Raw genomic sequence first — 26,052 nt, forward strand, 5'->3', positions numbered from 1 at the left:
GCACCAGGGACTCCGATCGGATTCACTTCACCGTTCCGAGCCCCGCGCACACCCGCCCCGCCTCGCCGGTCCTCTTCTCTCCCACCACTCGACATCGCACTCCTCATTCACCGTTGACAACTCAGGCCCCAACGGCAACCCCCACCCCACGTCGGCCACCGCCGCCGTCGGGCCCGACCAGCGCATCCCCGCCCCGTGCCGGCCATCGCCACCATGGCTCGGCCAGCGCTTCCCCGCCCCGTGTCAGCCCCCGCCGGACCGGCCAGCCACACCCACGCCACGCCGGCCATCGGCACCGGCCCACCCGGCCAGCCAGACCCACGCCGCACGGCGTCCACCCACACCGCGCTTCCTCCGCCCGCCTTCCACCCTCTCTCCTCCTTGGCGGCGTGGATGCGGCCCGTGTTCGCTCCACTCCATCGAGCCCGCATCACCCTCCGGTATGACGCCGATTTTCAAACCGTGCGGTGACGCGCATCACACCCCCTTCTCCATAACGTCGCACCATGCTCAGAAACCTTGCCATCGCGGGGAGCGCCGCGGTGATCGGCACACTCCTGATGCTTCCGCCCCAGCCGGGCGAGAGGCTGGTGAGGATGTACGGCAGCGACCTGGCGACGGCCGACCGGGTGGCGATCGTCGTGCCCGGCGCCGACACCAAGGCGGCCACGTTCGACTCCAGCACCAGGCACCCCGGAGGCGCGGCGCGCGCCCTGCTGGCGGAGGCGGCGCGGCTGGCTCCTCACCAGCGGCTGGCCGTGATGGCGTGGCTGGGCTACGACTCACCGCCCACTCTGAGCCTGGCCGCGCTCACCGACGAGGCGGCCGTCGCCGGCTCCCACGAGCTCCGCCGCACGGTCGCCGATCTGCGCCGGCGCACCACCGCCCCGATCAGCCTGCTCTGCCACAGCTACGGCTCCTACGCCTGCGCCCTCGCGGCCCCGGGCTTACCGATCTCCGACGTGGCCTTCATCGGCAGCCCCGGCGTCGGCGCAGCCGGCGCGGCCTCCCCGGTCCGGGTCTGGGCCGGGCTCGGCGACAACGACTGGATCAAGTTCGTCCCCAAGGTCAAGCTCGGCGCCCTCGGTTTCGGCGCCGACCCGATGAAGGTCCCGTACGGCGCCCACCGCTTCGATGCGGGCACGGGCGGCCACAGCGACTACTACACCCCGGGCACTGCGTCCCTGCGTAACCTGACCCTGATCGCCCTCGGCCGCCACCAGGAGGTGACCTTCGAGCAGGACGGCTCTTGACTCCCCCGTTCCTGGGTACGTGTCGAAGGAGGCAGGCCTTTGATGACATGGTGTCGTCATCAGCTTGACGTCGGACGCCGACGTTTGTGACACTTCGTCATGAAACGCCAGCACGAGCAGAGGTGGGCCGTGACCACGTCGTTCTCCGAAACCTTGCGCAACTCCACCTGGGCCGACCACCAGTCGGCGGAGTCGGAGGGCTACCTCTCAGCGCTGATGAGCGGCCGGTTGAGCGAGCACGACTACGGCGAGATGGTCGCCCAGCACTACTTCGCGTACACCGCGCTCGACGGTGTGTCACGCCAGCTGGCGGCCCATCCGGTGGCCGGCCGCTTCGTCTTCCCTGAGCTGTACCGGGAGCCGGCGCTGGAGCGCGACCTCGCGACGATCTACGGGCCGGGCTGGCGAGAGCGGATCGTCCCGTCGAAGTCCACCCGCACCCTCGTGGCCCGCATCCACCAGGTGGCCGACTGGCCCGGCGGCTACGTGGCCCATCACTACACCCGCTACCTGGGCGACCTGTCGGGCGGCCAGTTCATCCGGATGGAGCTGCAGAAGATCTACGGCTACGCGAAGGGCGGAGGCGTCGACTTCTACTTCTTCGACGAGCTGGGCAGCCTGCCCCGGTTCAAGAACGAGTACCGCTCGCGTCTGGACGCGCTGGGGCTGGAGCTGGACGAGAGCGAGCAGCAACGCGTGATCGGCGAGGTCAAGCTGGCCTACCAGCTCAACACGGAAGTGCTGACGGAGCTCCGGCACGTGGTCAAGGCCGCCGCCTGAGCCCGCACTGCTGAAGGCTCTGGCTGGGGCTGCAACGCTGACACCAGCACCGGCCGAAGGGCATCGGCTGGCGCCGAAGCCGGCGGCGGCCGGAGGGCCCGGCCAGTGCCAGCGGCCACCGGTGGACCACGGCCGACATCAACGGCCACCGGTGAGCCCCGGCCCGGCCTACCATGGGCCTATGCCCCGCATCTCGGCCGCCACGATCGGCGAGCACCGCGCCCAGACGCGTGACCGGATCCTGCAGGCCGTCTCGCGCCTGTCCAGGGTGCAGGGCATCGACGCCATCTCCATGACCGACGTGGCCGGCGAGGCCGGCATCACCCGCACGGTCCTGTACAACTACTTCCCCGACAAGGCGGCGCTGCTGCTGGCGTTCACCGAGCGGGTCACCCGCTACTTCATCGACAGCTACGAGCGGGAGCTGCCCGCCGGGGCCGCGCCCGCCGACCGGCTGCGCGCGTTCGTCCGGCTGCAGCTCGCCGGGCTGCTCGCGCACCCGCACCCGGGGGCGGCCGATCTCAGCGCCGCGCTCGGGCCCGACGCCTACCAGCGGCTGGCCGAGCACGTGGCGCCGATGCAGCGCATCCTGGTGGAGATCCTCGAGAACGGCGTCGAGGCCGGCGACTTCCGCCCGCTCGACGTGGACGCCACGGCGCGGATGATCCTCGCGGTCATCGGCGCCGAGCGGGTGCCGCTGATCAGCGGGGACGTGACGGTGGAGACGGCCGGGGAGCTGGTGTCGGAGTTCGTGCTGCGGGCCCTGGGCAACGGCTGAGCCGGCTGCCCTGCGGCGGCCGGGCCACGGCCTGCCACGGGCGCTCGGCGGCTGGGGCGAGGACCCCCGGCGGGACTGCCGGGGCCCGGTGACAGGATTGCCCCATGACCGACGACCCCGCCCTCCTGCACGGACATATCGCGCTCAAGTCGGCACGCGGCCGGTGGATCCTGTTCGCGACCGTGCTCGGCTCCGGCCTGGCGATGCTCGACAGCACGGTGGTCAACGTCGCGCTGCCGTTCCTGGGGCGGGAGCTCGACGCGGGCATGGCCGGCCTGCAGTGGACGATCAACGCCTACACCCTGACCCTGGCCGGGCTGATCCTGCTGGGCGGCTCGCTCGGCGACCGCTACGGGCGCCGCAAGCTCTTCCTCGTCGGGACGGTCTGGTTCGCGATCGCGTCGGCCCTGTGCGGGCTGTCGCCGAACATCGAGTTCCTCATCGGCGCCCGCGCCCTGCAGGGCATCGGCGGGGCGCTGCTGACGCCCGGCTCGCTGGCCATCATCCAGGCGTCCTTCGTCCGGCACGACCGGCCCAGGGCGGTCGGGGTGTGGTCCGGGCTCGGCGGCGTGGCCAGCGCCATCGGGCCCCTGCTGGGCGGCTGGCTGGTGCAGACGGCCGGATGGCGGTGGGCGTTCCTGATCAACCTGCCGTTCGCGGCGTTCGTCGTGTTCGTCACGCTGCGGCACGTGCCGGAGAGCAAGGACGAGGCCGCGTCGGGCCGGTTCGACGTGCTCGGCTCGGTGCTCGCGGCGCTGGCGCTGGCCGGCATCACGTACGGGCTGATCCAGAAGGGGGTGTCGGTGCCGCTGGTGGCCGGGCTGGCGCTGGCGGTGGCGTTCGTGGCGCTGGAGATCCACAGGTCGCCGGACGCGCTGGTGCCGGTGGGCATGTTCCGCGACCGCGTCTTCACGGCGGTGAACGTGGTGACGCTGATCATGTACGCGGCCATGGGCGTGGTGTTCTTCCTGCTGGTCGTGCAGCTCCAGGTGGTGTCCGGGTTCTCCCCCATCGCGGCCGGGCTGGCGATGCTGCCGACGACGGTCCTGATGCTGCTGCTGTCGGCGCGCGCCGGAGACCTCGCCAAGCGGGTGGGGCCGCGCTGGCCCATGACGATCGGGATCCTGGTGGCGGGATGCGGGTTCGTGCTGATGAGCACCATCGGGTTCGGCGCGTCGTACCCGCTGCAGGTGCTGCCGGCGGTGTTCGTGTTCGGGCTGGGGCTGTCGGCGGCGGTCGCACCGCTGACGGCGACCGTGCTGGCTTCGGCGCAGGAGCGGTACGCGGGCACGGCCAGCGGCGTGAACAACGCGGTGGCCCGCACCGGGAGCCTGCTGGCCGTGGCCGCCGTGCCGCCGCTGGTGGGGCTGGTGGGAGACGCCTTCGAGCAGCCTCGGGTGTTCGACGCGGGCTTCCGCACGGCGATGCTGATCAGCGCGGGGATGATGGTGGTGGCCGCGCTGATCACGTTCCTCACGATCAGGACGAACGTCCTGGCCGCCGACGACTGACCTGCCTGGCCGCTCCGGTCAGAAGGTGAAGGCCTGGCTGCGCACGCTGTTGTCGAAGTTCGACAGCAGCAGCTCGGGCTCGCCGACCGAGCGGATGCCCGGCAGCCGGGTCAGCAGCTCGCGGAACATCGTCCGCATCTCCTGCCTGGCCAGGTTGGCGCCCAGGCAGAAGTGCGGGCCCGGGCCGCCGAAACCGACGTGCGGCTTGGTGTCGCGGGTGATGTCGAACGTGTCGGCGTCGGGGAAGACCGACTCGTCGCGGTTGGCGGAGCCGTAGAAGAGCACGACCTTGTCGCCCTTCTTCAGCTCCAGGCCGCGCAGCGAGTAGTCCTCGGTGACCGTGCGGCGGAACTGCATGATGGGCGACACGTACCGGACCATCTCCTCGATGGCGCCGTTGATGTGCGTGTCGAAGTCGCTCATCAGCAGCTCGCGCTGGGCGGGGTTCTCCGTGAGGAGCCTGATGCCGTGGGCCATCGTGTTGCGGGCCGTCTCGTTGCCGGCGACCAGCAGCAGCGAGAAGAACGAGCCGAGCTCCTTGTCGGTCAGCTTCTCCCCGTCGGGGTTGGCGTTGACCAGCAGGGAGACCAGGTCGCCCTTGGGGTTGGCGACGCGCTCGTGGCCGAGCTTGATGACCATGCGCTGCAGGGCGAGCAGGGCCAGCATGTTCTGCCCGGCCATCTGCACGCTGCGGGCCAGGCTGGGCCGCACGCCGGTGTAGGCGGTGGAGATGTCGACGTGCTGGTGGACCTTCTCCCGCAGCTCCTGCGGGATGTCGAGCATGTCGCAGATGACGTGGATGGGCAGCCGGGCGGCGACCTGGGTGACGAAGTCGCGCGGGCCGTCCCTGACCACGTCGTCCACGATGCGCCCGCACGCGGCCTCGATGTCGCTCTGCAGCCCGGCGAGCATCCTGGGGCTGAACGAGCGGGTCACGATCCGGCGCAGGCGGGCGTGGCGCGGGTCGTCCATGTTGACCATCGACTCGCCGAACACCTGCTTCACCCAGCTCGGCGGCTCGGGGTTGGTGACGGCCGGCTCGCTGGAGAAGATCTTGGCGTTACGGCTGGCCTCGACCACGTCGGCGTGGCGTACCAGGGCGTAGAAGCCCTTGCCCGAGCGGAGGAAGGGCACCTTCTTCTCCGGGAAGAACACCGGGTGCTCCAATTGCCGGAGCCGGGCGAACGCCTCATTCCGCTCTTTGAGGGGTTTGCGCCAGAAATCCAGATCAGCGAGGTCGATGTCCACCCGTCTATGGTGGCACGTTCCGGTGCGGCCGGATCCCTTCGAGGCGGGCGCTGCGCCGCAGGGAACGCTCGTGATGTGCATCCTGCCCTCCTGGCCCGTTCTCGTGCCGTTCAGACCCGGTTCGGCCTGCCTGGTCATTACTTCGGGTATGAATGTGCTGCTCGCCGCCTGCCTGATCGTCCCCCTGGCCTCAGGAGCGGCTCCGGCCGCCGCCCGCGCGTGTGGCGGCCACCCGCTCGACTTCGACGCCGACGGCCGTCCCGACCTGGCAGTGGCCGCCCCGTACGACGCCACCAGGGCCGGCTCCGTCACCGTCATGTACGGGTCCGGCGAGAAGGCGAAGCTCACCCAGGAGGGGGCCGAGCCGGGGGACTCGTTCGGGTCGGCGCTGGCCGTGGGCGACTTCAACGGGGACCGGTGCGCCGATCTGGCCGTGGGGGTGTCGGAGGAGTTCGCGGGTGAACGGGTGCCGGGGGGTGACGGGAACGGGGTCGTGCAGATCTTCGACGGGTCCCCGGCGGGGCTCGTGGCCGGGAAGGAGCTGAAGCTGGCCAAGCCGTCCAGTGACCGGTTCGGGGCCTCGCTGGCGGCGGGGGACCTGGACGGGGACGGGCGGGACGAGCTGGCGGTGGGCGCGCCGAGCCACCGGTCGGGCGGGGCGGTGACCGTGTACTGGATGAAGGGGCGCAAGCCGTACCAGATCACGCAGAAGACGTCGTGGGTGCGGCAGGGGGCGAGCGTCACCGACCAGTGGGGAGCGTCGCTGGCCACCGGGGACTTCGACGGGGACGGGCGGGACGAGCTGGTCGTGGGGGCGCCCGCCGACAGCGTGACGAAGGACGGGCAGGGCTCGGTGACCGTGATCGACGTGCGCGGCAGGCGGGCCCGGTTCCTCACGCAGAGCACGCCGGGGATCAAGGGCGCCGCCGAGAAGTGGGACAACTTCGGCGCCGCGCTGGCGAGCGGCGACTTCAACGGCGACGGCAAGGCCGACCTGGCGATCGGGGTGCCGGGCGAGGGCCTGAGCGCCAACCAGCGGGCCATGGACTACGGCGACGGCACCGTGGACGTCCTGTACGGCTCGCGGGCCGGGCTGCGTACCGACAGGACCGAGGCGTGGTCGCAGAACACGCTCGACGGCAAGCCCCGCTACTACGACCGGTTCGGCGCCTCGCTGGCCGCGGGGGACTTCAACGGTGACGGCAACGACGAGCTGGCCATCGGCGTGCCCGGCGAGAAGGCCGTGCAGGTGCTCGCCGGGCGGTCGTCCGGCGGGCTGACGCGGGTGGGGAACCTGCTGGTCAAGGGCAAGGGGCAGGACTTCGGGGCGTCGGTGACCGCGCTGCCCGGCTGGGAGCGGTACCGGTCGCTGGCCAAGCGTCCGCCGGTGTACGGGCTGGTGGTGGCGGCGCCCGACCAGGGGATCATCATGTACGCGCCGGGCAGCAGGCGGGAGTCGGGGCGGGTCGAGCTGGGCAAGGTACGGCAGCTCGACAAGGGGACCGGTCTGTACGGCTACACCTTCGGCTGAGGCCGAGACGGCAGGAGCGGGCCATGGGGGCGTGCCCTGGGCGCGGGCCACGGGAGCGGGCTACGGCTCGGGGTCCGGGTCCGGTGGCCGGGTCGGGAGGATGACGCGGAACAGGGCACCCTGGCCCGGCTCGCTCTCCGCCATGACGATCCCGCCGTGCGCCTCCACCAGCGTGGCCGCGATCGACAGCCCGAGCCCCGATCCTCCGGCGCCGCGGGCCGGATCGGCCCGGTAGAAGCGCTCGAAGACCCGCTCGGCCACCTCCGCGGAGAACCCGGGCCCCTCGTCGGCCACCTCCACCACGGCCTGGTCGCCGCCCGGTTCGAGACCCACCCGCACCTGGAACGGGGTGCCGGGCGGGGTGTGGGCGAGCGCGTTGCTGACGAGGTTGTTGAGCACCTGCCCCAGGCGGGGCTCGTCGCCGGTCACGACCACGTCGCCCTCGCCGCCGAACAGCCGGACCAGCTCGATCCTCCTGTCGGGCGCCAGCGTCTGCGCGTCGATGACGACGGTGGCGGCCAGGCTGAGCAGGTCCACGGGCCGCATCGCCAGCTCGCGCCGCTGGTCGAGCCGGGCCAGCAGGAGCATGTCCTCCACCAGCAGCCCCATGCGGGCGGCCTGCCCCTCGATGCGGCTCAGCAGCCGTACGGCCTCGGCCACCTCCTTCTCCTCCCCCAGCCGGTACAGCTCGGCGAAGCCCCTGATCGAGGTCAGCGGCGTGCGCAGCTCGTGGGAGGCGTCGGCCATGAAGCGGCGCATCAGCTCCTCCGAGCGCCTGGCGGCCGTGGCGGACTCGCGGGCGGACACCGCGGACCTGCGGGCGGACTCGGCGGCCTCCTCGCGCTCGCGGACCGCCACCTCGATCCGGGCGAGCATGGTGTTGAGCGAGCGGCCGAGCTTGCCGACCTCGGTGGTGCCGGCCCAGAGGGGCACGCGGCGCGACAGGTCGCCGCCGGCGATGTCGTTGGCGGTGCTCGCGATCTGGCGCAGGGGGCGCAGGCTGCGGCGTACCAGCCCGTAGCAGACGAACCCGAGGACGACCAGCGTGCTGCCGCCGCCGGCCGCCACGATCAGGATGAGCTGGGAGACCGTCGCGTCCACGTCGGCCGTGCTGATGGCCATCATGCGGCTCTGGCCGCCGCGCGTGGGCACGGCGACGACCCGCCAGCTCGGGCCGCCGTGCTCGCGTGACTCCACGGTGAACGGCCGCCCCCCGAGCTCGACGACCTCGGCGAGGGTCAGCGGCGGCAGATCGGGCGTGTGCTCCTCGGTGGACTCGCTGATGGTCCTGACGAGCTCGCCGCCCGGCGCGAGGACCACGCCGTGGAAGAGGCCGAAGTAGCGTTGCGGCCGGCCGCCGGGGCGGAGCTCCACGGGCGGCGGGGGCGGGTCGCGCGGCGCGGTGGCCACGCGGAGCTGCTCGTCCACCCGCTCGACGAGGTAGCTGCGCAGCAGCCGCACGGCGAACAGGCCGGTCGCCGTGATCGCGACGGTGACCAGCAGGAGGGTGGCCGAGACCAGGCGCAGCCAGAGCGGCGCCCTGGACAGCTGCTTCCTGAGCCCGCTCGCGGCCTCGGACAGGTGCCTGTTCATACTCGCGGCGGGCGCAGGATGTAGCCGACCCCGCGCAGCGTGTGCAGGTACTTGCGCTCGCCGGTGTCGACCTTGCGGCGCAGGTAGGACACGTACGACTCGACGAGCCCGACGTCGGTGCGCCAGTCGCCGTTCCAGACGTGGTCGAGGATCTGCGTCTTCGACAGCACCCGGCCCACGTTCAGCATGAAGTACTGCAGCAGCCGGAACTCCGTCGGCGACAGCCGCACGGGCACGCCGTCGCGCCAGACCTCGTGGCTCTCCTCGTCCAGCTCCAGGTCGGCGACGCGCAGGCGGTTCGGCGGCGGCGTGCCGCGCCTGGTCCTGCGCAGCACGGCCCGGATGCGGGCGATGACCTCCTCCAGGCTGAACGGCTTGGTCACGTAGTCCTCGCCGAGCCCCAGCCCGGCGAGGCGGTCCTCCGGCGTGTCCTTGGCGGTCACGAACAGCACCGGGACCCGGCGGCCGCGGGACCGCAGCCTTCCCGCGACCGCCAGGCCGTCCAGGTCGGGCAGCATCACGTCGAGCATCACCAGGTCGGGCGTGCTCTCCTCGGCCACCCGCAGGGCCTCCATGCCGTCGGCCGCCGTCAGCACCTCGAACCCGGCCATGCGCAGGCTGGCGGAGAACAGCTCCCTGATGTTGGGCTCGTCGTCGACCACCAGCAGCCTGGCCTCGGCCTCCCTCATCGTGGGCCTCCTGCCTGGCTCCCCTGGCTGATCGAGGTGGCGGCGACCGCGCCGTCGGCGCCCTGCCGGCCGCGCACCACGACCGTGGTGCCGGCCTCCAGGTCAGAGACCTTACCGGGCCTGGAGATCTGCACGGTGGTCCGGTCGGTGGTGGTGACGGTGACGGTGGAGCCGTCCATGGTCTTGACGTACACCTTGCCGTCCTCGACCTTCTCGACCGTGCCGACGGTGCCGCCCACCCGCTGCCCGCCGCCCGGCTGCGGCTGCGCACCTCCGCCGGGGATCTGGCCGCGCTGGCCGTACCCGCCGTTCATGGGGCGCTGCTGGACGCCGGCGGCCTGCGGCGGCGCGTCGGCGGCGCCGAACCAGCTCTCCGCCTGGATGCCGATCAGGATGCCGGCCACCAGGACGACGCCGGCGGCCAGCGCCAGCGTGACCTTCGAGGTGCCCTCGGCGGGCTGGACGGCGAGCTCCTCCCGCAGGTCGTCGGGGAACGGCGAGGAGTCCAGCTTGTCCATGTCCTTGTCTCCTTACTCGTGGCGCAAGGCCTGGATCGGCCTGAGCTTGGCCGCCCTGTTGGCGGGATAACTGCCGAAGAACAGCCCGATGCCCAGCGACACGCCGAGCGCAAGCACCACCGACGAGGGCACGAGGACCGGTTCGATGCCGGCGATGGTGAACCTGGTCCCCACGAACGCCACCAGCACCCCCGACAGCCCCCCGACCAGGCTCAGCAGCGTCGCCTCCACCAGGAACTGGCCCAGGATCGCGCTCCTGGGCGCGCCGATGGCCTTGCGGATGCCGATCTCGCGCGTGCGCTCGGTGACCGTCACCAGCATGATGTTGGTGATGCCGATGCCGCCCACCAGCAGCGAGATCGCGGCGACGGCGGCCAGCAGCACGGTGAAGGTGCCGGTCGCCTCACTGACGGTCTCCTGGAGGGTGGCCTGGTTGAGTATGCGGTAGTCGGGGTTGTTGTTCGTGATGCCGTGTCGCTGGTTGAGGATAGCCGTGACCTCGGCCTGCGCGGACGTGGTGGTCTCCGCCCCGGTGGCCTGCACGACGATCTGTCCCAGCGAGCCGAACCCGCTCAGGCTCTGCTGCACGGCCGGCAGCGGCGCGATGGCCACGTCGTCGGCGTCCTGCGTGCCGGTGGACCCGGCCTCCTTCAGCACGCCGACCACCGTGAACGGCACCCCCGACACGCTGATCTGCTTGCCGATCGGGTCGACGGCGCCGAACAGCTCCTCCACCACGGTCCGGCCGAGCACGACGACCTTCCTGGCGGCCAGCACGTCGTCGTTGAAGAAGTACGTGCCCCTGGCGACGGGCTTGTTGACGGCCTCGAAATAGCTGGGGTACGTGCCGACGAACTGCGAGACGGCGTGGCTGGCGGCGCCGTACGCGGCGGTCGAGGAGGAGGCGTTGACCACCGGCGAGACGCTCCGCACCGACGGGGCGAGCGTCCTGTCGGTCAGCGCCTCGGCGTCGGCGAGGCTGAGCTGCCTGGCCTGCGTGCGCGGCCCGGTGTTCCCGCCCGTGCCGCCCGGCGCCCGCATGCCGCCGCCCCCACCGCCCGAGAAGGACGGGGAGATCGTCAGCGTGTTCGCGCCGAGGCGCTGGATGTTCTGCTGGATGCTCTGCGAGGAGCCCTCGCCGACCGCGACCAGCAGGATGACCGCGGCCACGCCGATGAGGATGCCGAGCGTGGTCAGCGCGCTGCGCATCTTGTTGGCCAGCAGGCCGCGCAGCGCGAAGCGGAGGATCTCGATCTGGTTCACCGGGCGACCGCCCCGTCCTTGTCCCGCATGCGCGGCGGCGGGCCGTCCACCGGCGCCTGGCGGCGGTCCTCCACGATCTCGCCGTCCACCAGCCTGATCACCCGCTTGGCGTGCGCGGCCACGTCGTCCTCGTGCGTGATCAGCACGATGGTGCGGCCGGACGCGCTGAGCCTGTCCATGATCTCCAGGACGTCGCCGGTGGAGGCGGTGTCGAGGTTGCCGGTCGGCTCGTCGGCCAGCAGCAGCGCGGGGGCGGTGACCAGGGCCCTGGCGACGGCCACGCGCTGCTGCTGGCCGCCGGAGAGCTGGTTCGGCTCGTGGTGCACCCGGTCGGTCAGGCCCACCTGCGCCAGGGCGGCCAGCGCCCGCTCGCGCCGCTCGGCCTGGCCGACGCCGCCGTACACGAGCGGCAGCTCCACGTTGGCCAGCGCGCTCATGCGCGGGATGAGGTTGAACGACTGGAAGACGAAGCCGACCCTGCGGTTGCGCAGGATGGCGAGCTGGTGCTCGTTCAGCAGGCCGACGTCCGTGCCGTCGACGAGGTACGTGCCGGAGGTCGGGACGTCGAGGCAGCCGAGGATGTTCATGAGCGTGGACTTGCCGGAGCCGGAGGCGCCCATGATGGCCACGTAGTCGCTCTGCTGGACGTCCAGGCTGATGCCGCGCAGGGCGCGTACCCTGGCATCGCCCTCGCCGTACTCCTTGACCAGGTTCTGCACGCGCAGGACCGGCACGGGGTCCGCGGCGCGCAGGCCCGCGGCCGTCATCGCCTCTCTCCCCCGGGCATGCCCCCGCCGGGGAAGCCTCCGGTGCCGCCGACGCCGCGCATCCCGCCGCCGCCGTTGCCCGTGGTGCCGGTCGTCGGGGCCGGAGGCACGATCTGGTCGCCCTCCGACACGCCGGACCGGATCTCGGTCAGCGTGGCGCCCTGGACGCCCACCTCGACCGGTGTCCTGGTCTGCCGGCCGTCCTTCAGCACGGTCACCGTCGTCTGGCCGCCGCTGGTGGAGATCGCCGTGGAGGGGACGGTGACGACGTTCTCCACCTGGCCCACCACGACCTCGACGGTGGCGGTCTGGCCCAGCCTGACCTGGGCCGGCACCTCGGTGAAGGTGATCGTGACCGGGTACTGGACGACGTTGTCGCTGGTGGAGGCGGCCGGCTGGATCTGCGTGACCTCGCCGGTGGCGGTGACGCCCGGCAGCGCGTCGAACGTGATCGTGGCCTTCTGGCCCTGCTTGAGCTTGCCGGCGTCCGACTCGGTGAAGGTGCCGACGAGCTGGAGCTTCGTGGTGTCGGCCAGCTCGACGAACCCGGAGGAACCGGAGGAGGCGGACGAGCTCGTGCCGCCCGTGCCGCCCGTACCGCCCGTTCCGCCCGTTCCGCCCGTGCCGCCCGTGGAGGCCTGGCCGCTGCCGGAGCCCGAGGCCGTGCCGCCCACCGAGCCGTTCACCGCGGTGATCGTGCCCTTGAACGGCGCCTTCAGCACGGTGCCCGCGACCGTGCGCTGGGCCTGCCTGTAGGCGTTGCGGGCCTTGATGTAGGCGGCGTAGAGCTGGGCCGTGCCGGTCCCGTCGTCGAGGGCGCTCTGGTACGTGGCCTTCGCGGCCGACAGGCTCTCCTGGGAGGCGGCGTCGTCCAGCCTGGCCAGGATGTCGCCCTTGGACACCTTGTCCCCGGCCTTGACGTAGATCTTCTCCACGGTCCCGCTCGTACCGAACGAGAGCGCTCTGGACCGGGAGCTCTCGACCGCCCCCGAGGCGGACACGGAGGCGGTCACGGAGCCCCGGCCCGCGGTCACCGTCCGCACGGCGGTCTCACCCGCGGCCTGTCCCGTGCCGAGCTGCGCGTAGGCGAGCCCGGCACCGCCCAGCAGGAGCGCCACGAGCGCTCCGTTGGTAATCAGCGCTCTGCGCCTGATCGACACCTTCACGAGCGAGGACCCTCGCACACAATGCTGCGCCGCAGCCGTGGGCAAGCTGAACGTCCGCTGGGAGGCTCGGGCGCCGCGCGGGCCCACAGGCAACTCTGAGGGCGCTCGCAGGCTGGCGCGATCCTGCGCGGCCATGATGTGCCGTCATGAGACCGACTTTCGCGCTGGGCGGCCTCGCCCTCGCCGTGCTCGTGGCCGGCTCCGGCCTCGCGCTGGCGCTGCGCGACGACGCCCCGCCCACCGTCCAGGTACGGCTGGCCGCCGCCCAGCGCGGCCTGGTCACGGCCTCGGTGAGCGCGGCGGGGAGCACCGTGGACGGCTCGCGCAGGGACCTGGCGTTCGGCTCCTCGGGGACGCTGACCAAGGTGTACGTCAAGGTCGGGGCCAAGGTGAGGAAGGGCCAGGTCCTGGCCAGGATCGACGGGCAGGCGGCGCGCGAGGCGTACACGGCGGCCAAGGCCGATCTGGCCGCGGCCGAGGAGGCACTGGAGCAGGCGTCCTCCGGCGCCTCCGCCGGAACCCCGACGAGCAGCGCAACAGGCAGCACGACAGGCAACTCAGCGGGCAGCTCGACGGGCAGCTCGGCGGGCAGCTCGGCGGGCAGCTCGGCGGGCAGCTCGACGGGCAGCTCAGCGAGCACGGACGGTGGGACCACGGCCGCGACCGGCACCGGCGGTGGGACCCCGGCCGCGACCGGCACCGGCGGTGGGACGCCCGCCGCGTCCTCTGCGGGCACCGGCGGGCGGGCCTCCTCGCCCGGCGGCGGCGCCTCCGGCACGGCCTGCGCACCCACGACGCCCGCCGGAACCTCGCCCGCGAACGGCGCGACCCCGGCCCCCTCCGGCAAGGCGACCGGCACCGCGCCCGCCCCGACCGGCGGCGCCACCGCTCCCTCCGGCCCCGCCACCCCTCCCGGGGGCGTCGTGACCGGCGTTCCCGCGCCCCGGTCCACGGGCGGCGGCGCCAACGGCGCTTTGGGTCCGTCCGCGCCGGCTGACGAGAAGACCGGTACGGGCACGGCCGCGAAGGCGACCACGAGCCCGACGCCCGACCCCACGCCGCACCCGGCGGCCACACCGGCACCCGACCCCACGGACCCCGAACCCCAGCCCACGGTGACGGCCACGGTGACGGTCACGGTGACCGCCACCGCAACCGTCACCACGACGGTCACCGCCACGCCCACGGGCGGCCCACCCAACGGCGGCACCGGTGGCACCGGCGGCACCGGGATCGGCGGCGACGGGACCGGCCGGCCGGAAGGGCAGCCGTCCCGCACGGACTCCCCCTCCACCACCGCACGCCCGTCCACCACAGCCAGGCCCACGACCAGCGGCAAGCCATCCACCAGCGGGAAGCCGTCGGCGAGCGGGAAGCCCACGACCGGCGCCGAGCCCGGCACGCGCCCCTCGCAGACCTCCTGCGCCACCCCGGCCCCAACCGGGAACACCCGCACCGGGAACCCGGGCACCGGTCAGCCCGCCAGGGCGGGGACGAGCGCGGAGCAGGCCGCCGCGGACGTGGACCGCGCCGAGGCCGCCCTGGAGGAGGCCGCCGACGCCGTTCGGGGCACCCGCATCGTGGCCCCGGCGTCCGGCACGGTCCTGTCGATCGCCGGCAGGACCGGCGACGCGGCGGGCACCGGCACCTTCATCAGCCTCGGCGACCTGAACGAGCTCCAGGTCTCCGCCATGGTCACCGAGTCCGACGTGAACCAGCTCAAGCTAGGCCAGAAAGCCCAGATCACCCTGGCCACGAGGAACGGCGAGAAGTACCAGGGCACGGTGACGGCCATCGCGCCGACCGCGACGGTGGACGGCCGGCTCGTCCGCTACCCGGTCACCCTCGCCTTCGACGAGCCGCCCGCGGGGCTGATGCTCGGCCAGACCGCGTCGGTGACGATCACCACGGACGAGTCCGAGAACGCCGTCTACGTGCCGGCCGCGGCGGTGCGCACCAGGCCGGACGGCACCCAGGTGGTCACCGTGCGCTCCGGCGGCCGGGACTCGGCGAAGGTGGTGCGCACCGGGGTGCGCGGCGACCGGTACGTGGAGGTCGTCTCGGGCCTGGCCGAGGCCGACCAGGTGGTCATGTCGGGCACCACGTCGGGCGAGTTCCCCGACGGGAGCTGGCCCGGCGGCTGAGCCGGCCGGTCCGGACGGAAACCACCCGCCCGCCCGGGCCGGCCCCGCCCGGCCGGACTCCGCTCCACCTGCCACCAGGAGTCCGGCCGGGTCTCACCATGCGGACGAAACGGTTGAGCGGATCCTCAGCGGGCTCCCAGCGGACGTTCAGCAAGAACGCCTCACCCGGCGCGGGGAGCCGCCTGCCCCGCGGCCGCCGCCCCGGTGAGGGCCGGGATCGTGAGCCGGTGGGCGGTCCTGGCGCGGGCGCCCCTGCGGGAGATGTAGTCCAGCGTCCGGAAGTCCACCGACAGCTCGTCCCGGGTCAGCCGGGCCATCAGGTAGCCGCGCCGCTGGTCGATGTAGGAGATGTGCGGGTTCTCCTGCAGGGCCTCCGAGATCCAGGTGCGGTCCCGGTAGCCGTCGCCGTCGCTGGCGATCGAGGAGGCCACCAGTTCCCTGGCCACCACCGGCGAGTCGGGGTCGTCGAAGTCGGCCTTGAGCTCGGCCAGGTGGTGCATGTGCGCGTCGCCGGTCAGCACCACGGGGTTCGGCGTGCGCGACAGGGACCGCAGCAGCCGCGTCCGCTCGGCGGCGTACCCGTCCCAGGAGTCCAGGTTCACCTCGCGCCCGGGCCCGACCTTGTAGTCGCGGTGGGCCACCATGATCTGCTGGCCGAGCAGGTTCCAGCGGGTGGTGGAGTCGTTCAGGCCGCTCTCCAGCCAGCGCCACTGGCCGGTGCCGAGCAGCGTGCGCCTGTCCGCCAGCCGCTCGTCGCAGCCGGCCCGCACGCCGTCCAGGCAGGCCTGGTCGTCGCGGAACTGCCGGGTGTCGAGCAGGTGGAAGCGCGCCAGCGTGCCCCAGGAGATGCGCCGGTTCACCTTGAGCGTGGCGCCCTGGAGGCTGGCGCGGCGCAGCGGCATGTTCTCGTAGTACGCCCTGAACGCCTGCGCCCGCCGCTGCTCGAAGCCGGGCGCGCCGGTGCTGGAGACGTGCCCGGCCCAGTTGTTCTCCACCTCGTGGTCGTCGAACGACATCAGCCACGGCGCCACGGCGTGCGCGGCCTGCAGGTCGGGGTCGCTCTTGTACTGGGCGTGCCGCAGCCGGTAGTCGGCGAGCGTCTCGCACTTGCCGGGCGTGTGGGTGCGTACGCGGCCGGCCAGCGCGGTGTAGCCGCTGGGGCCGTACTCGTACATGTAGTCGCCGAGGAAGACCACCAGGTCGGGCTCCTGCTCGGCCAGGCGGCGGTAGGCGGTGTAGTAGCCGTGCTCGTAGTGCGCGCAGGCGGCGACGGCGAAGTTGAGCGGCGTCTCCCCCGCCGGCGTCGTCCTGGTGCGGCCCGCCGGCGACAGGCGGCCCTGACTCCTGAACCGGTAGAAGTAGTCGCGCCCCGGCTCCAGCCCCTTCAGCTCGACGTGCACGCTGTGGGCGACGCCCGCCCTGGCGGTGGCCGTCCCGGACCTGACCACCTTGGCGAAGCGCTCGTCCGTGGCGACCTGCCAGTCCACCTCCACGTCGCGGGAGGGCATGCCGCCGCGGCCGTCGCCGCCCAGCGGGTCCACGGCCAGCCTGGTCCACAGGACGAAACCGTCGGCGGAGGGGTCGCCGGAGGCCACGCCCAGCGTGAAGGGGTCGGATCTGAGGATTCTGGAGGAGGAGGCGGCGGCCGCCGGGGCGGCGGGCCGCGGGAGGAGAAGGCCGGCTGTCGCCGCTGTCAGGAAGGCTCTGCGGTCCACGATCCCAGGTATGTCCACCTGCGCTGACTCCGCCGTGACCGCGGAGTCAAGCGCGGGTGAACAGCATCGGTCGGTCAGCGTGCGCCACGGACGGGTCAGGCTCCCCGCACGCCTGGAGACGCCGTGCGGAGCGCGGCGGTCAGGCGCCCGGCACGCGCGGGAGTGCCGTGCGGAGGGCGGCGGCGTCGGTGAAGCGGACGCCGGTCATGCCCGCGCGCTCGGCGCCCTCGACGTTCTCGGGACGGTCGTCGATGAAGACGATCTCGGCGGGGTCGGCGCCGAGCCCGCGCGCCAGCTCCTCGTAGATCTCCCTGTCCGGCTTCACCAGGCCCATCCTGCCGCTGTAGAACCGGTGGCCGATGGCGGCGACCCAGGGCAGCTCGTCCAGGCCGTCTCCGACGCACACAGGCGCGTTGGACAGCAACGCCACGTCGCAGCCCGCCTCGAGCAGCTCGCCGAGCAGGGTGACCGTGCCGCGGTTGGGGTAGGCCCAGCTCGCGACGTCCATGGCCACCAGCCGCGCCACCTCGTTCTGCGCGGCGGGCCGGCCCAGCACCGCCGACCAGTAGGCGTGCGGGGTCAGGCTCGCCCGGTCGAACTCGAGCCGGTGCTCCCAGTAGCCGCGCTTGAACTCCTCAGGCTCGGCGCCGACGGCCCGTGCCATGGCCTCGGCGTCGGACTCGGGCTGCGGCAGGGAGAGGACGCCGCCGTAGTCGAAGACTATCCATGTCATGCCAGGAATGGTCGCAGATGCGGGTCCAGCGCCGGGCAGCCCAGATACTTCCCGGCGGTGTGGAAGTCGATCCAGTCGAGGTTGACGAGCTGCTCGACGTCCACCCCGGTGAAGCTGCCGGCCAGCGCGGGCGGGATGGCGGCGATGTCGTCCTTGTCGGCGATGTTCACCCAGCGCCTGACGCCCTTGGGCCGCTCGCCGCGGCCGTTGACGGGGGCGGGCAGGAGGCGTTCGAAGATGACGTTGCGCATGCCCAGCGGGCTGCCGAGCGTCATCAGCAGGTCCACCTCGAGGTCGGGGTTGGCCCACAGGGCCTCGTACGCGACGACGCTGCCGAGCGAGTGGGCGATCACCACCTTCGGCCGGTTCTTCCTGATGCACTCGGCCACGACCTGCCGCGACTTCTCGCGCCTGGCCTGGTCGGTGAGGTAGGCGGCGACCTCGGGCGCGAACAGCTTGGCGAACGCCGCCGACCTGCCGTCCAGCCGTTCCAGCAACCAGCCGGTGAACGACTTCAGCGCCCCCGTGACGTGCTCGCCCACGCCGAGCTGCCGCGCCCAGTCGACGAGGACCTGCTGGGCCTGCAGCTCCATGGCCTTCCTGGGCGCCGCCGCGCCGTACTCGTCGTCGCCGTCGTTGAGGAGGTGGGAGAAGTAGGCGATCTCGGCGAAGTACGCCCGCGGCTCCCCGCCCAGCCCCAGGTGCAGGTAGCGGTCCCATTTCCGCCGCATGACCTCGGCCGCCCCCGTCGCGGACCTGCCTGCCTGGAGGTAGTAGTTGTACTTGCCGATCCCGTGCACGCCGACGATGACGGCCACCGCGCCTCCCCGTGATCTTTTTGGCGGAATATTGCCATACGGCGCTTGCAAACGGCCGTCAACCGGCGGGTCCGGAGCGGTCCGGTGCGAAAATGCCGTTGCGACCGGCATATGGCAGCCGGATACGGTGACATGTCACAACAACGCGATGCTTCGAGAACAGGAGCTCCGAGCATGCCCGGCCCGCTGGTCGTCAACGACTCGATCGTCATTCCCGACATCGAGCTCGTCTGGCGTTTCTCCCGCTCCTCAGGCCCGGGGGGTCAGGGCGTCAACACCACGGACAGCCGGGTGGAGCTCACCTTCGACGTCGCCGCCAGCACGGCCCTGCCGCCCGCGCTCAAGGCGCGCGCCCTCGAACGGCTGGGGTCGGACACCATCACGATCGCCGCCTCCGAGTACCGCTCGCAGCTGCGCAACCGTGAGGCCGCCGCGCACCGCCTGGCGCAGCGCCTGCGCGAGGCCGTCGCCCCGCCGCCCAAGCGCCGCCGTCCGACCAAGCCCAGCCGGGGCTCGGTCGAGCGCCGCATCGCCGCCAAGAAGCAACGCTCGGACGTGAAGCGCCTGCGCCGCAACCCGTGACCCGCCCGGTGAGCGGGACCGTCAGCCGATGAGGCGGGGCAGGGCGGCGATGTTGGCCGAGAGATAGCCGGCCACCGCCTCGGGGATCAGATTGCGGGCGAAGAGCTCCGAACGCTCCAGCGGCACGTGCTCCACCTCGTACAACCCGCGCGAAGGATCCTCGAACTCGGGCCCGTGCCGCAGCTGCGGATCCATGGACACCAGACGGCAACCGAAAACATGCTGTGTCTTGACCTCGCCCCGCCACGGGTACGAGACGGTCACCAGGAAGGTCACGCCGGACACCGTCGCCCCCAGCTCTTCCAGCAGCTCGCGGTGCAGGGTGTCCTCCAGCGAGCCGTCCTCCGGCTCGACGTGGCCGCCCGGGACGGACCAGTAGCGCGCGCGGCCGGGGACCGTGCGCCGGAAGAGGACCAGACGCTCGTCGTGGTCGAGCAGGACACCACGGACACTAGGTCGCATACATACACCCTATTTGACCGGTATGTCCTTCGGGTAGCCTAACCTACGGTACCGTAACCTGAAGGAGAAGATCTTTTATGGCGATGACTCAGACGGAGCTCCTCCACGCCCTCGAGCCGGTCGTGGAGGGAGAGCTCAACCGCCACGAGAAGGTGGCGAAGGAGTGGTTCCCGCACGAGTACATCCCGTGGAGCGAAGGCCGCAACTTCGACGGCATCTACGGGGGCGAGGCGTGGGAGGAAGGGCACTCCAAACTGCCCGAAGCGGCCCGCGTGTCACTCATCGTCAACCTCCTCACCGAGGACAACCTGCCCAGCTACCACCACGAGATCGCCACCACGTTCGGCCGCGACGGCGCCTGGGGCACCTGGGTGCACCGGTGGACCGCCGAGGAGGACCGCCACGGCACCGCCCTGCGCGACTACCTGACCGTCACCCGCGCCGTGGACCCGGTGGCGCTGGAGCGGGCTCGCATGGCGCACATGGAGAGCGGCTTCATGACGGCGTACAACACGATGCTGCAGCAGCTCGCGTACGTCTCCTTCCAGGAGCTCGCCACCCGCATCGCGCACCGCAACACCGGCAGGGCCTCCGGCGAGGAGGGCTGCGAGCGGCTGCTGGCCAGGATCGCCGCCGACGAGAACCTGCACATGCTCTTCTACCGCAACCTGCTCAAGGCGGCCTTCGAGCTCGACCCGAACCAGACCATGCGCGCCGTGACCGACGTGGTGACCACGTTCCAGATGCCCGGCCAGGGCATGGACGGCTTCGCCCGCAAGGCCATGATCATCGCGAACGAGGGCATCTACGACCTGCGCCTGCACCTGGACGACGTGCTCATGCCGGTGCTGCGGCAGTGGTCGGTGTTCGACAAGACCGGGCTGGACGCCGAGGGTGAGAAGGCGCGCGAGGAGCTGTCGGCGTTCCTGGCGAAGGCGGACGCCACGGCCGCCAGGTTCGTGGAGCGCCGCGAGGAGCGCCGCGCCCGCGCCGCGGCCCGACAGTAGGCCGCCAGTAGGCCGCGCCGCCGGCAGCGAACCCGCCCCGCCAGTGAGCCCGCCGCCAGTGAGCCCGCCGTCAGTGAGCCCATGCCGCCCGTAGGTTCGCGCGGCCTGTCGTCCTGACATAGCAAGCACCCGGCGCCGCAGCCAGCCCCCCAGCGCCGGTGCTCCCCGTCTCGCTCCGGCGGGCCACCCCTCAACACCGGTGTCCCGTCCCGCCGTGGTGTGACGGGCGTGCATGTCCGGACCAGGTAGGCGGCGTCCCCTTCTGACGGCAATGTCTGTGCGCCTCTTGACCCGCAGATGGTCTTGGACATCCGAGGCATCGGGCAGGTTCCCGGTAACACCGGAACCCCTGGGGAGCAAGGGTGAAAATCATCGGGATCGCCGCCAGTCTCCACGCGGGGTCATTCATCACCAGATTGCTGGACGCGGCGGGCGGCGAGCTGCCGCCGGGCGTCGGCTTCGAGGTGTGGCGGGGACTGGGCGAGATCCCGGCGTACCGTCCCGGGCCGGTCCCGGCCCCGGCCAGAGAGCTGGTCACGCTGGTCGCGGGCGGCGACGCGATCCTGCTGACCGCGCCCGAGCACAGCCTGCTGCCGGTGGAGCTGACGTACGCGCTGGACTGGATGTCGGCGCGGGAGGGCCTGTCGGGCAAGCACGTGGCGGTGATGAGCGCGAGCGCGCGGGCCTGCGGGGCCATGTGGGCGCAGGCTGAGCTGTACAAGCAGCTCCTGGGCGCGGGCGCGGTCGTGATGGGGGCCGAGCTGGTGATCTCGCCCATCTGGCCACACTTCGGCGAGGACGGCCGCCTGGCCGCCCCCGACCTGCGCACCCAGGTGCGCAACGTGATCCGGCAGCTGTGCCCCGCCGAGGTGATGGAGCCCGCGCTCTCCCTCTGATCAGGGGGCTTCCGGGGTCACTCGGTGCCGGGGCTCAGCCGGTCGAGCTTGATGGCCAGGTCCATCACCTCGGACCGGAGGAAGTTGAACTCGTGCTCGATCTCCGACCGGATCACGGCGAACTCGACGGCGATCTCCGTACGCACGTCGCCCTCCTCGCCGTCCTCTTCGGCCCGGAACACGGCGGGCGCCGCGACCGCTCGCCTGACCCCCTCGACCTCGGTGCCGACCGCCGCGACCTCCTCCCCGAGCCCGACCCGGGCCTCGGCGAGATCGGCTCGCAGGGCGGCCATCTCCGCCTGCAGCTTCTTGGACCGGTCGATGACCTCGCGCAGGAGCTCCTCCTGCTCCCGTGACTCCCTGACCCGATCCGTGGTGGTTTCAAGATCCTCGACACGGAGTTTCAGGTCGAGAATCTCCGCCCGTATGTCCACGCACCCCTGCCTTTGCTCACCGTACGGTCTCGCGTCAACACATCGTCGCAGGCCGTCAAGGGCCGATGCGAACAGGAAGAAAGGACGGGGTGTGGTTCTTTCCACCAGGCCCACCGGCGACGAAAGCTCCATCCCTGTTCGGACCACCTGAAAGCGGGCCCGAGCGGGTGGAGAAATCTTCTACCCGCTACCGCCGGTCCTCGATCTCCCACAGATGGTCGATGACGTGCCAGGCGATGCGCCGCAGCGCGTAGCGGGGCGGCCAGCCGGTCGCCGGGGGCGGTTCCCAGGGGCGCGACAGGACCTCCGCGAGCTCCGCCCGCATCGCGTCCCGGTCCTCGGCCGACCTGTACGGCTTGTGCCGCACGCCGGCCTTCCTGGCGAAGGCGCGCTCGGCGTCCGTCACATGGTCGATGATCTTCGTACGGTCCCGGCCGCCGCCGCGCGGGCCCTTGCGCAACTCCTCCGGCGAGCCGGCGGCGACCTCGTCGAACAGCTCCCAGGCCGCGCGCAGCAGGGCGACCGAGCGCTCGGCCTCGGCGCCGGGCAGCGGCTCCAGATCGAGGTCCGGCACCTCGTACGGCACGCCGAAGTCGGTCGTCGACGTCCCCGGCACCCTGGCCACCACCTGGGGCTCGCCGGGCGCGAACGCCAGCCCGGCCCGCTCGGCGATCATGCGGTAGCGGGGCACGTAGTCGGCGAGCCGGTCGAGTGCCGCCTCCTCGTCCTTGCCGATCCGGCACCAGCCGGGCCAGTCGAGCGAGCAGGCGAACACCTTCTTGGGGCCGAGCTCCAGGTAGACGCGGGTCATGGGATCGAGCCTGCCACGCGTACCTGTCAGCGGCCGTCAGGTACGCGCTGCCTCCCTTGAGAAGGGAGGAGTGCGGAGGGGCCGCCGGACGGGACGGGGCGGCGCCGCACGAGCGGGCGTAGAGGTGGGGCGGCGCACGAGCCGCGCCAGAGGCGGGCAGCGCCGCACGAGCCGGTGGGTGCGGTGGGACGCCGCACGAGCCGGCGCGAGAAGCAGGGCGGCGCCGCACGAGCCAGCGGGTGGGCGGTGGGGCGCCGCGGGAGCCGGGGGCGAGCGGTGGGGTGGATAGGTCAGATGAGGTCGATCAGGTCCGCGACCGAGTCGACGACCAGCGAGGGGCGGTAGGGGAAGCGGTCGATCTCGTGGCGCTGGGTGACGCCCGTGAGCACGAGGATCGTGAACAGCCCGGCCTCCATGCCCGAGACGATGTCGGTGTCCATGCGGTCACCGATCATGGCCGTGGTCTCGCTGTGCGCCTCGATCTCGTTGAGCGCGCTGCGCATCATGCGCGGGTTGGGCTTGCCGACGAAGTACGGCTCGACCCCGGTGGCCTTGGTGATCATGGCGGCGACGGCGCCGCAGGCGGGCAGGGAGCCCTCGGTGGAGGGGCCGATCGGGTCGGGGTTGGTGGCGATGAAGCGGGCGCCGCCCTCGATGAGCCGGATCGCGCGGGTGATCTGCGTGAAGCTGTAGGTGCGGGTCTCGCCGAGCACCACGTAGTCGGGGTCGAGGTCGGTCAGCACGTAGCCGACCTCGTGCAGCGCCGTGGTCAGGCCGGCCTCGCCGATCACGTACGCCGAGCCGCCGGAGCGCTGGTCGTCCAGGAACTGGGCGGTGGCCAGGGCGGAGGTCCAGATGGACTCGGGCGGCACGGCGAGGCCCGCGCCCGCCAGGCGGACGGACAGATCGCGCTGGGTGTAGATCGAGTTGTTGGTCAGCACCCGGAACTTCCTGCCGGATTCGCTGAGCCGCTTGATGAATTCGTCCGCACCTGGGACCGGTCGTCCCTCGTGGACGAGGACGCCGTCCATGTCGGACAACCAGGAGTCGATCCGCTTACGCTGAGTCACGCGCCCCATCGTACCGAGCGCGCCTTATCGACTTCCCGCCCGGCACATGAACAATGTTCCTCATGTCGTTCACTGAATCCGCCCAGGACATGCGGGACGAGCTGGTCCGCCTCAGGCACTCGCTGCACACCACTCCAGAGCTGGGGCTCCACCTGCCGCGTACCCAGGAGAAGGTGCTCGCGGCGCTGGAGGGGCTGCCGCTGGAGATCAAGACGGGCACGGCGCTGAGCTCCGTCACCGCCGTGCTGCGGGGCGGCAGGCCGGGCCCCGCGGTGCTGCTGCGGGGCGACATGGACGCCCTGCCCGTGACCGAGAAGAACGATCTGCCCTACGTCTCCCAGCTCCCCGGCCAGATGCACGCCTGCGGCCACGACCTGCACACCGCCATGCTGGCGGGCGCCGCGCACCTGCTGAGCGCGCGGCGCGAGGAGCTGGCCGGCGATGTGATCTTCATGTTCCAGCCGGGCGAGGAGGGCCATCACGGCGCCAGGTACATGATCGACGAGGGGGTGCTGGACGCGGCCGGCGCGCGGCCGGTGGCGGCGTACGGCATGCACGTGGTGTCGGCGATGTTGCCTCCCGGGCTGTTCGCTTCCCGGCCGGGGCCGATCATGGCGGCGGCCGACACGTTCTGCGTGACGGTGAAGGGACGCGGCGGGCACGGTTCGAGCCCGCACCGCTCGCTGGACCCGATCCAGGCGGGCTGCGAGATGGTGACGGCGCTGCAGACGATGGTGACCAGGACGTTCGACGTGTTCGACCCGGTCGTGGTGACGGTGGGCAGCTTCCACGGCGGGTCGGCCGACAACGTGATCCCGGACGAGGCCAGGTTCGACGCGACGGTGCGGACCTTCAGCAAGGACAACCGGGTGCTGGTCAAGCGGCGGCTGGTGGAGGTCGTGCAGGGCATCGCGGCGGCGCACGGGCTGGAGGTGGAGCCGTCGTTCAACAACGGCTACCCGGTGACGGTCAACGACGGGAGCGAGGCGGAGTTCGTCGGCAGGACGGCCGACGAGCTGTTCGGGCCGGGGCGGTACTTCGTCTCGCCGCAGCCGGTGATGGGGTCGGAGGACTTCTCGTACGTGCTGGAGAACGTGCCGGGCGCGTTCGTGTTCCTGGGGGCCTGCCCGTCCGACCGGGATCCGTCCACGGCGCCGTACAACCACTCCCCCGAGGCGATCTTCGACGACGCGGTGCTGCCGGACGGGGCCGCGCTCTACGCGCAGCTCGCGCACGCGCGGCTGTCGGCCTGACATGCGCGCCTGGGTGGTCGGGCGGCCGGGCCCGATGGCGTCCGGGCCTGTCGAACTGACCGGCAGGCCGGTGCCGGAGCCGGGGCCCGGCGAGGTGCTGGTGAAGGTGGAGGCGTGCGGCGTGTGCCGTACGGACCTGCACCTGGCGGAGGGCGACCTGGCGCCGCGCCGCCCCCGCACCTCGCCCGGCCACCAGGTGGTCGGCCGGGTCGAGGGCACCGGCCAGCGGGTGGGCGTGGCGTGGCTGCGCTCCACCTGCGGCACGTGCCGGTACTGCCTGCGGGGCATGGAGAACCTGTGCCCCAGGTCGGCCTACACCGGGTGGGACGCGGACGGCGGGTACGCCGAGTACGTCGTCGCGCCCGCGGACTACGTCTATCCCCTGCCCGGCGACCGGCCGGCCGTGGAGCTGGCGCCGCTGCTGTGCGCCGGGATCATCGGCTACCGGGCGCTGTCCCGGTGCGAGCTGCCGCCGGGCGGGCGGCTGGGGATCTACGGGTTCGGCGCGTCCGCGCACCTGACGGCGCAGGCCGCGATCGCCCAGGGCGCCGTGGTGCACGTGGTCACCAGGTCGGCGGCGTCGCGGGAGCTGGCCCTGGAGCTCGGGGCCGCCAGCGCCACCGGCGAGGCGGCGGGCCGGCCGCCGGAGCCGCTGGACGCGGCCATCCTGTTCGCGCCGGTGGGCGAGCTGGTGCCGGCGGCGCTGGAGGCCCTCGACCGGGGAGGTACGCTCGCGGTGGCGGGCATCCACCTGACCGACATCCCGGTGCTGAACTACGAGCGGCACCTGTTCCAGGAGCGCACGCTGCGCAGCGTGACCGCCAACACCCGGGCCGACGGGCGGGCCTATCTGGAGCTGGCTCTGGCGCATCCGCCGCGCGTGACGACGGTGCCGTACCCGTTCGGGGAGGCCGACCGGGCGCTGGGCGATCTGGCGGCCGATCGGGTGAACGGGGCCGCCGTCCTGATCATGGACTGAACCGGCACTTGATGGAGATAAGCACCAGTCCATACACTCATGAAGGAAAGT

25 protein-coding genes are annotated in these 26,052 nt (G+C 72.2%); 11 read left to right on the plus strand and 14 right to left on the minus strand.

Translation table 11 applies throughout. The features are described from left to right. The first annotated feature begins 506 nt into the window (after positions 1-506). From ACBJ32_RS09920 to ACBJ32_RS09935, 4 genes are all read left to right on the plus strand, one after another. Positions 507-1,253, plus strand: a complete 747-nt coding sequence (locus tag ACBJ32_RS09920; protein ID WP_375126468.1) for an alpha/beta hydrolase — start codon at positions 507-509, stop codon at positions 1,251-1,253. Positions 1,254-1,352: 99 nt separating this feature from the next. Beyond that, the gene (locus tag ACBJ32_RS09925) at positions 1,353-2,033 is read left to right on the plus strand and encodes a heme oxygenase (biliverdin-producing) (protein ID WP_375126469.1); all 681 of its coding nucleotides are present in this window, start codon (positions 1,353-1,355) and stop codon (positions 2,031-2,033) included. Between the two features lie 181 nt (positions 2,034-2,214). Continuing rightward, positions 2,215-2,811, plus strand: coding sequence for a TetR/AcrR family transcriptional regulator (locus tag ACBJ32_RS09930; RefSeq protein ID WP_375126470.1), 597 nt, complete (start codon positions 2,215-2,217; stop codon positions 2,809-2,811). A 104-nt stretch (positions 2,812-2,915) separates the two neighbouring features. Then, positions 2,916-4,322: an MFS transporter gene (locus ACBJ32_RS09935; protein ID WP_375126471.1), complete on the plus strand. Its 1,407-nt coding sequence runs from the start codon at positions 2,916-2,918 to the stop codon at positions 4,320-4,322. An 18-nt stretch (positions 4,323-4,340) separates the two neighbouring features. On the opposite strand, the gene ACBJ32_RS09940 is transcribed toward ACBJ32_RS09935, so the two are convergent. Further along, entirely contained in the window at positions 4,341-5,570 is a 1,230-nt protein-coding gene (locus tag ACBJ32_RS09940) for a cytochrome P450 (RefSeq protein WP_375126472.1), read from the minus strand. Positions 5,571-5,718: 148 nt separating this feature from the next. Between ACBJ32_RS09940 and ACBJ32_RS09945 the strand changes: the two genes are divergently transcribed. Continuing rightward, a complete protein-coding gene (locus ACBJ32_RS09945) occupies positions 5,719-7,101 on the plus strand; it encodes an FG-GAP-like repeat-containing protein (protein WP_375126473.1) in 1,383 nt (460 codons plus the stop codon). A 60-nt stretch (positions 7,102-7,161) separates the two neighbouring features. Here the strand turns inward: ACBJ32_RS09945 and ACBJ32_RS09950 are convergent, their stop codons facing one another. Genes ACBJ32_RS09950 through ACBJ32_RS09975 form a run of 6 tightly spaced genes read right to left on the minus strand, consistent with a single transcriptional unit; the run spans position 7,162 to position 13,049 of the window. Next, on the minus strand, positions 7,162-8,694 hold the full coding sequence (locus ACBJ32_RS09950) for a sensor histidine kinase (protein WP_375126474.1): 1,533 nt from the start codon (positions 8,692-8,694) through the stop codon (positions 7,162-7,164). Beyond that, entirely contained in the window at positions 8,691-9,383 is a 693-nt protein-coding gene (locus ACBJ32_RS09955) for a response regulator transcription factor (RefSeq protein ID WP_375126475.1), read from the minus strand. Before ACBJ32_RS09955 ends, ACBJ32_RS09950 begins: the two co-directional genes overlap by 4 nt. After that, entirely contained in the window at positions 9,380-9,901 is a 522-nt protein-coding gene (locus ACBJ32_RS09960) for a hypothetical protein (protein ID WP_375126476.1), read from the minus strand. The genes ACBJ32_RS09955 and ACBJ32_RS09960 overlap by 4 nt, the downstream gene beginning before the upstream one ends. Before the next feature lie 12 nt (positions 9,902-9,913). After that, positions 9,914-11,164, minus strand: coding sequence for an ABC transporter permease (locus ACBJ32_RS09965; RefSeq protein WP_375126477.1), 1,251 nt, complete (start codon positions 11,162-11,164; stop codon positions 9,914-9,916). Then, positions 11,161-11,931: an ABC transporter ATP-binding protein gene (locus ACBJ32_RS09970; RefSeq protein WP_375126478.1), complete on the minus strand. Its 771-nt coding sequence runs from the start codon at positions 11,929-11,931 to the stop codon at positions 11,161-11,163. Before ACBJ32_RS09970 ends, ACBJ32_RS09965 begins: the two co-directional genes overlap by 4 nt. Then, on the minus strand, positions 11,928-13,049 hold the full coding sequence (locus ACBJ32_RS09975) for an efflux RND transporter periplasmic adaptor subunit (protein WP_375126479.1): 1,122 nt from the start codon (positions 13,047-13,049) through the stop codon (positions 11,928-11,930). The genes ACBJ32_RS09970 and ACBJ32_RS09975 overlap by 4 nt, the downstream gene beginning before the upstream one ends. Before the next feature lie 194 nt (positions 13,050-13,243). On the opposite strand from ACBJ32_RS09975, the gene ACBJ32_RS09980 reads away from it, so the two are divergent. After that, on the plus strand, positions 13,244-15,241 hold the full coding sequence (locus ACBJ32_RS09980; RefSeq protein ID WP_375126480.1) for an efflux RND transporter periplasmic adaptor subunit: 1,998 nt from the start codon (positions 13,244-13,246) through the stop codon (positions 15,239-15,241). 161 nt (positions 15,242-15,402) lie between these two features. On the opposite strand, the gene ACBJ32_RS09985 is transcribed toward ACBJ32_RS09980, so the two are convergent. The 3 genes from ACBJ32_RS09985 to ACBJ32_RS09995 all read right to left on the minus strand — a co-directional run bounded on the left by ACBJ32_RS09985 (position 15,403) and on the right by ACBJ32_RS09995 (position 18,507). Further along, entirely contained in the window at positions 15,403-16,956 is a 1,554-nt protein-coding gene (locus ACBJ32_RS09985) for an alkaline phosphatase D family protein (protein ID WP_375126481.1), read from the minus strand. 139 nt (positions 16,957-17,095) lie between these two features. Continuing rightward, complete coding sequence (locus ACBJ32_RS09990; protein ID WP_357866451.1) at positions 17,096-17,689, minus strand: HAD family phosphatase; 594 nt, start codon at positions 17,687-17,689, stop codon at positions 17,096-17,098. Next, complete coding sequence (locus tag ACBJ32_RS09995; protein WP_375126482.1) at positions 17,686-18,507, minus strand: hypothetical protein; 822 nt, start codon at positions 18,505-18,507, stop codon at positions 17,686-17,688. The genes ACBJ32_RS09990 and ACBJ32_RS09995 overlap by 4 nt, the downstream gene beginning before the upstream one ends. A 174-nt stretch (positions 18,508-18,681) precedes the next feature. Here ACBJ32_RS09995 and arfB point away from each other — a divergent pair, with 174 nt between their 5' ends. Further along, complete coding sequence (gene arfB, locus ACBJ32_RS10000; protein WP_357866447.1) at positions 18,682-19,089, plus strand: alternative ribosome rescue aminoacyl-tRNA hydrolase ArfB; 408 nt, start codon at positions 18,682-18,684, stop codon at positions 19,087-19,089. A 21-nt stretch (positions 19,090-19,110) separates the two neighbouring features. Here the strand turns inward: arfB and ACBJ32_RS10005 are convergent, their stop codons facing one another. Continuing rightward, entirely contained in the window at positions 19,111-19,551 is a 441-nt protein-coding gene (locus ACBJ32_RS10005) for an NUDIX domain-containing protein (RefSeq protein ID WP_375126483.1), read from the minus strand. A 77-nt stretch (positions 19,552-19,628) separates the two neighbouring features. On the opposite strand from ACBJ32_RS10005, the gene ACBJ32_RS10010 reads away from it, so the two are divergent. Beyond that, positions 19,629-20,558 carry an acyl-ACP desaturase gene (locus tag ACBJ32_RS10010; protein WP_375126484.1) on the plus strand — a complete coding sequence of 310 codons (930 nt, stop codon included), beginning with the start codon at positions 19,629-19,631 and terminating at the stop codon, positions 20,556-20,558. A 362-nt stretch (positions 20,559-20,920) separates the two neighbouring features. Then, on the plus strand, positions 20,921-21,454 hold the full coding sequence (locus ACBJ32_RS10015) for an NADPH-dependent FMN reductase (protein ID WP_375126485.1): 534 nt from the start codon (positions 20,921-20,923) through the stop codon (positions 21,452-21,454). A 17-nt stretch (positions 21,455-21,471) separates the two neighbouring features. Here the strand turns inward: ACBJ32_RS10015 and ACBJ32_RS10020 are convergent, their stop codons facing one another. The 3 genes from ACBJ32_RS10020 to ACBJ32_RS10030 form a co-directional block, all read right to left on the minus strand. Beyond that, positions 21,472-21,888: a hypothetical protein gene (locus tag ACBJ32_RS10020; protein ID WP_375126486.1), complete on the minus strand. Its 417-nt coding sequence runs from the start codon at positions 21,886-21,888 to the stop codon at positions 21,472-21,474. Between the two features lie 187 nt (positions 21,889-22,075). Beyond that, on the minus strand, positions 22,076-22,699 hold the full coding sequence (locus ACBJ32_RS10025; RefSeq protein ID WP_375126487.1) for a hypothetical protein: 624 nt from the start codon (positions 22,697-22,699) through the stop codon (positions 22,076-22,078). Between the two features lie 290 nt (positions 22,700-22,989). Beyond that, positions 22,990-23,778: an HAD-IIA family hydrolase gene (locus tag ACBJ32_RS10030; RefSeq protein WP_357866435.1), complete on the minus strand. Its 789-nt coding sequence runs from the start codon at positions 23,776-23,778 to the stop codon at positions 22,990-22,992. Positions 23,779-23,831: 53 nt separating this feature from the next. Here ACBJ32_RS10030 and ACBJ32_RS10035 point away from each other — a divergent pair, with 53 nt between their 5' ends. Further along, the gene (locus tag ACBJ32_RS10035; RefSeq protein WP_375126488.1) at positions 23,832-25,022 is read left to right on the plus strand and encodes a M20 family metallopeptidase; all 1,191 of its coding nucleotides are present in this window, start codon (positions 23,832-23,834) and stop codon (positions 25,020-25,022) included. A 1-nt stretch (position 25,023) separates the two neighbouring features. After that, positions 25,024-26,001 (plus strand): zinc-dependent alcohol dehydrogenase family protein, encoded by a 978-nt coding sequence (locus tag ACBJ32_RS10040; protein ID WP_375126489.1) that lies wholly within the window; start codon positions 25,024-25,026, stop codon positions 25,999-26,001. The last annotated feature ends 51 nt before the right edge of the window (positions 26,002-26,052 follow it).

This window comes from Nonomuraea sp. GTA35 (genome assembly GCF_041950525.1).
GTDB lineage: Bacteria > Actinomycetota > Actinomycetes > Streptosporangiales > Streptosporangiaceae > Nonomuraea.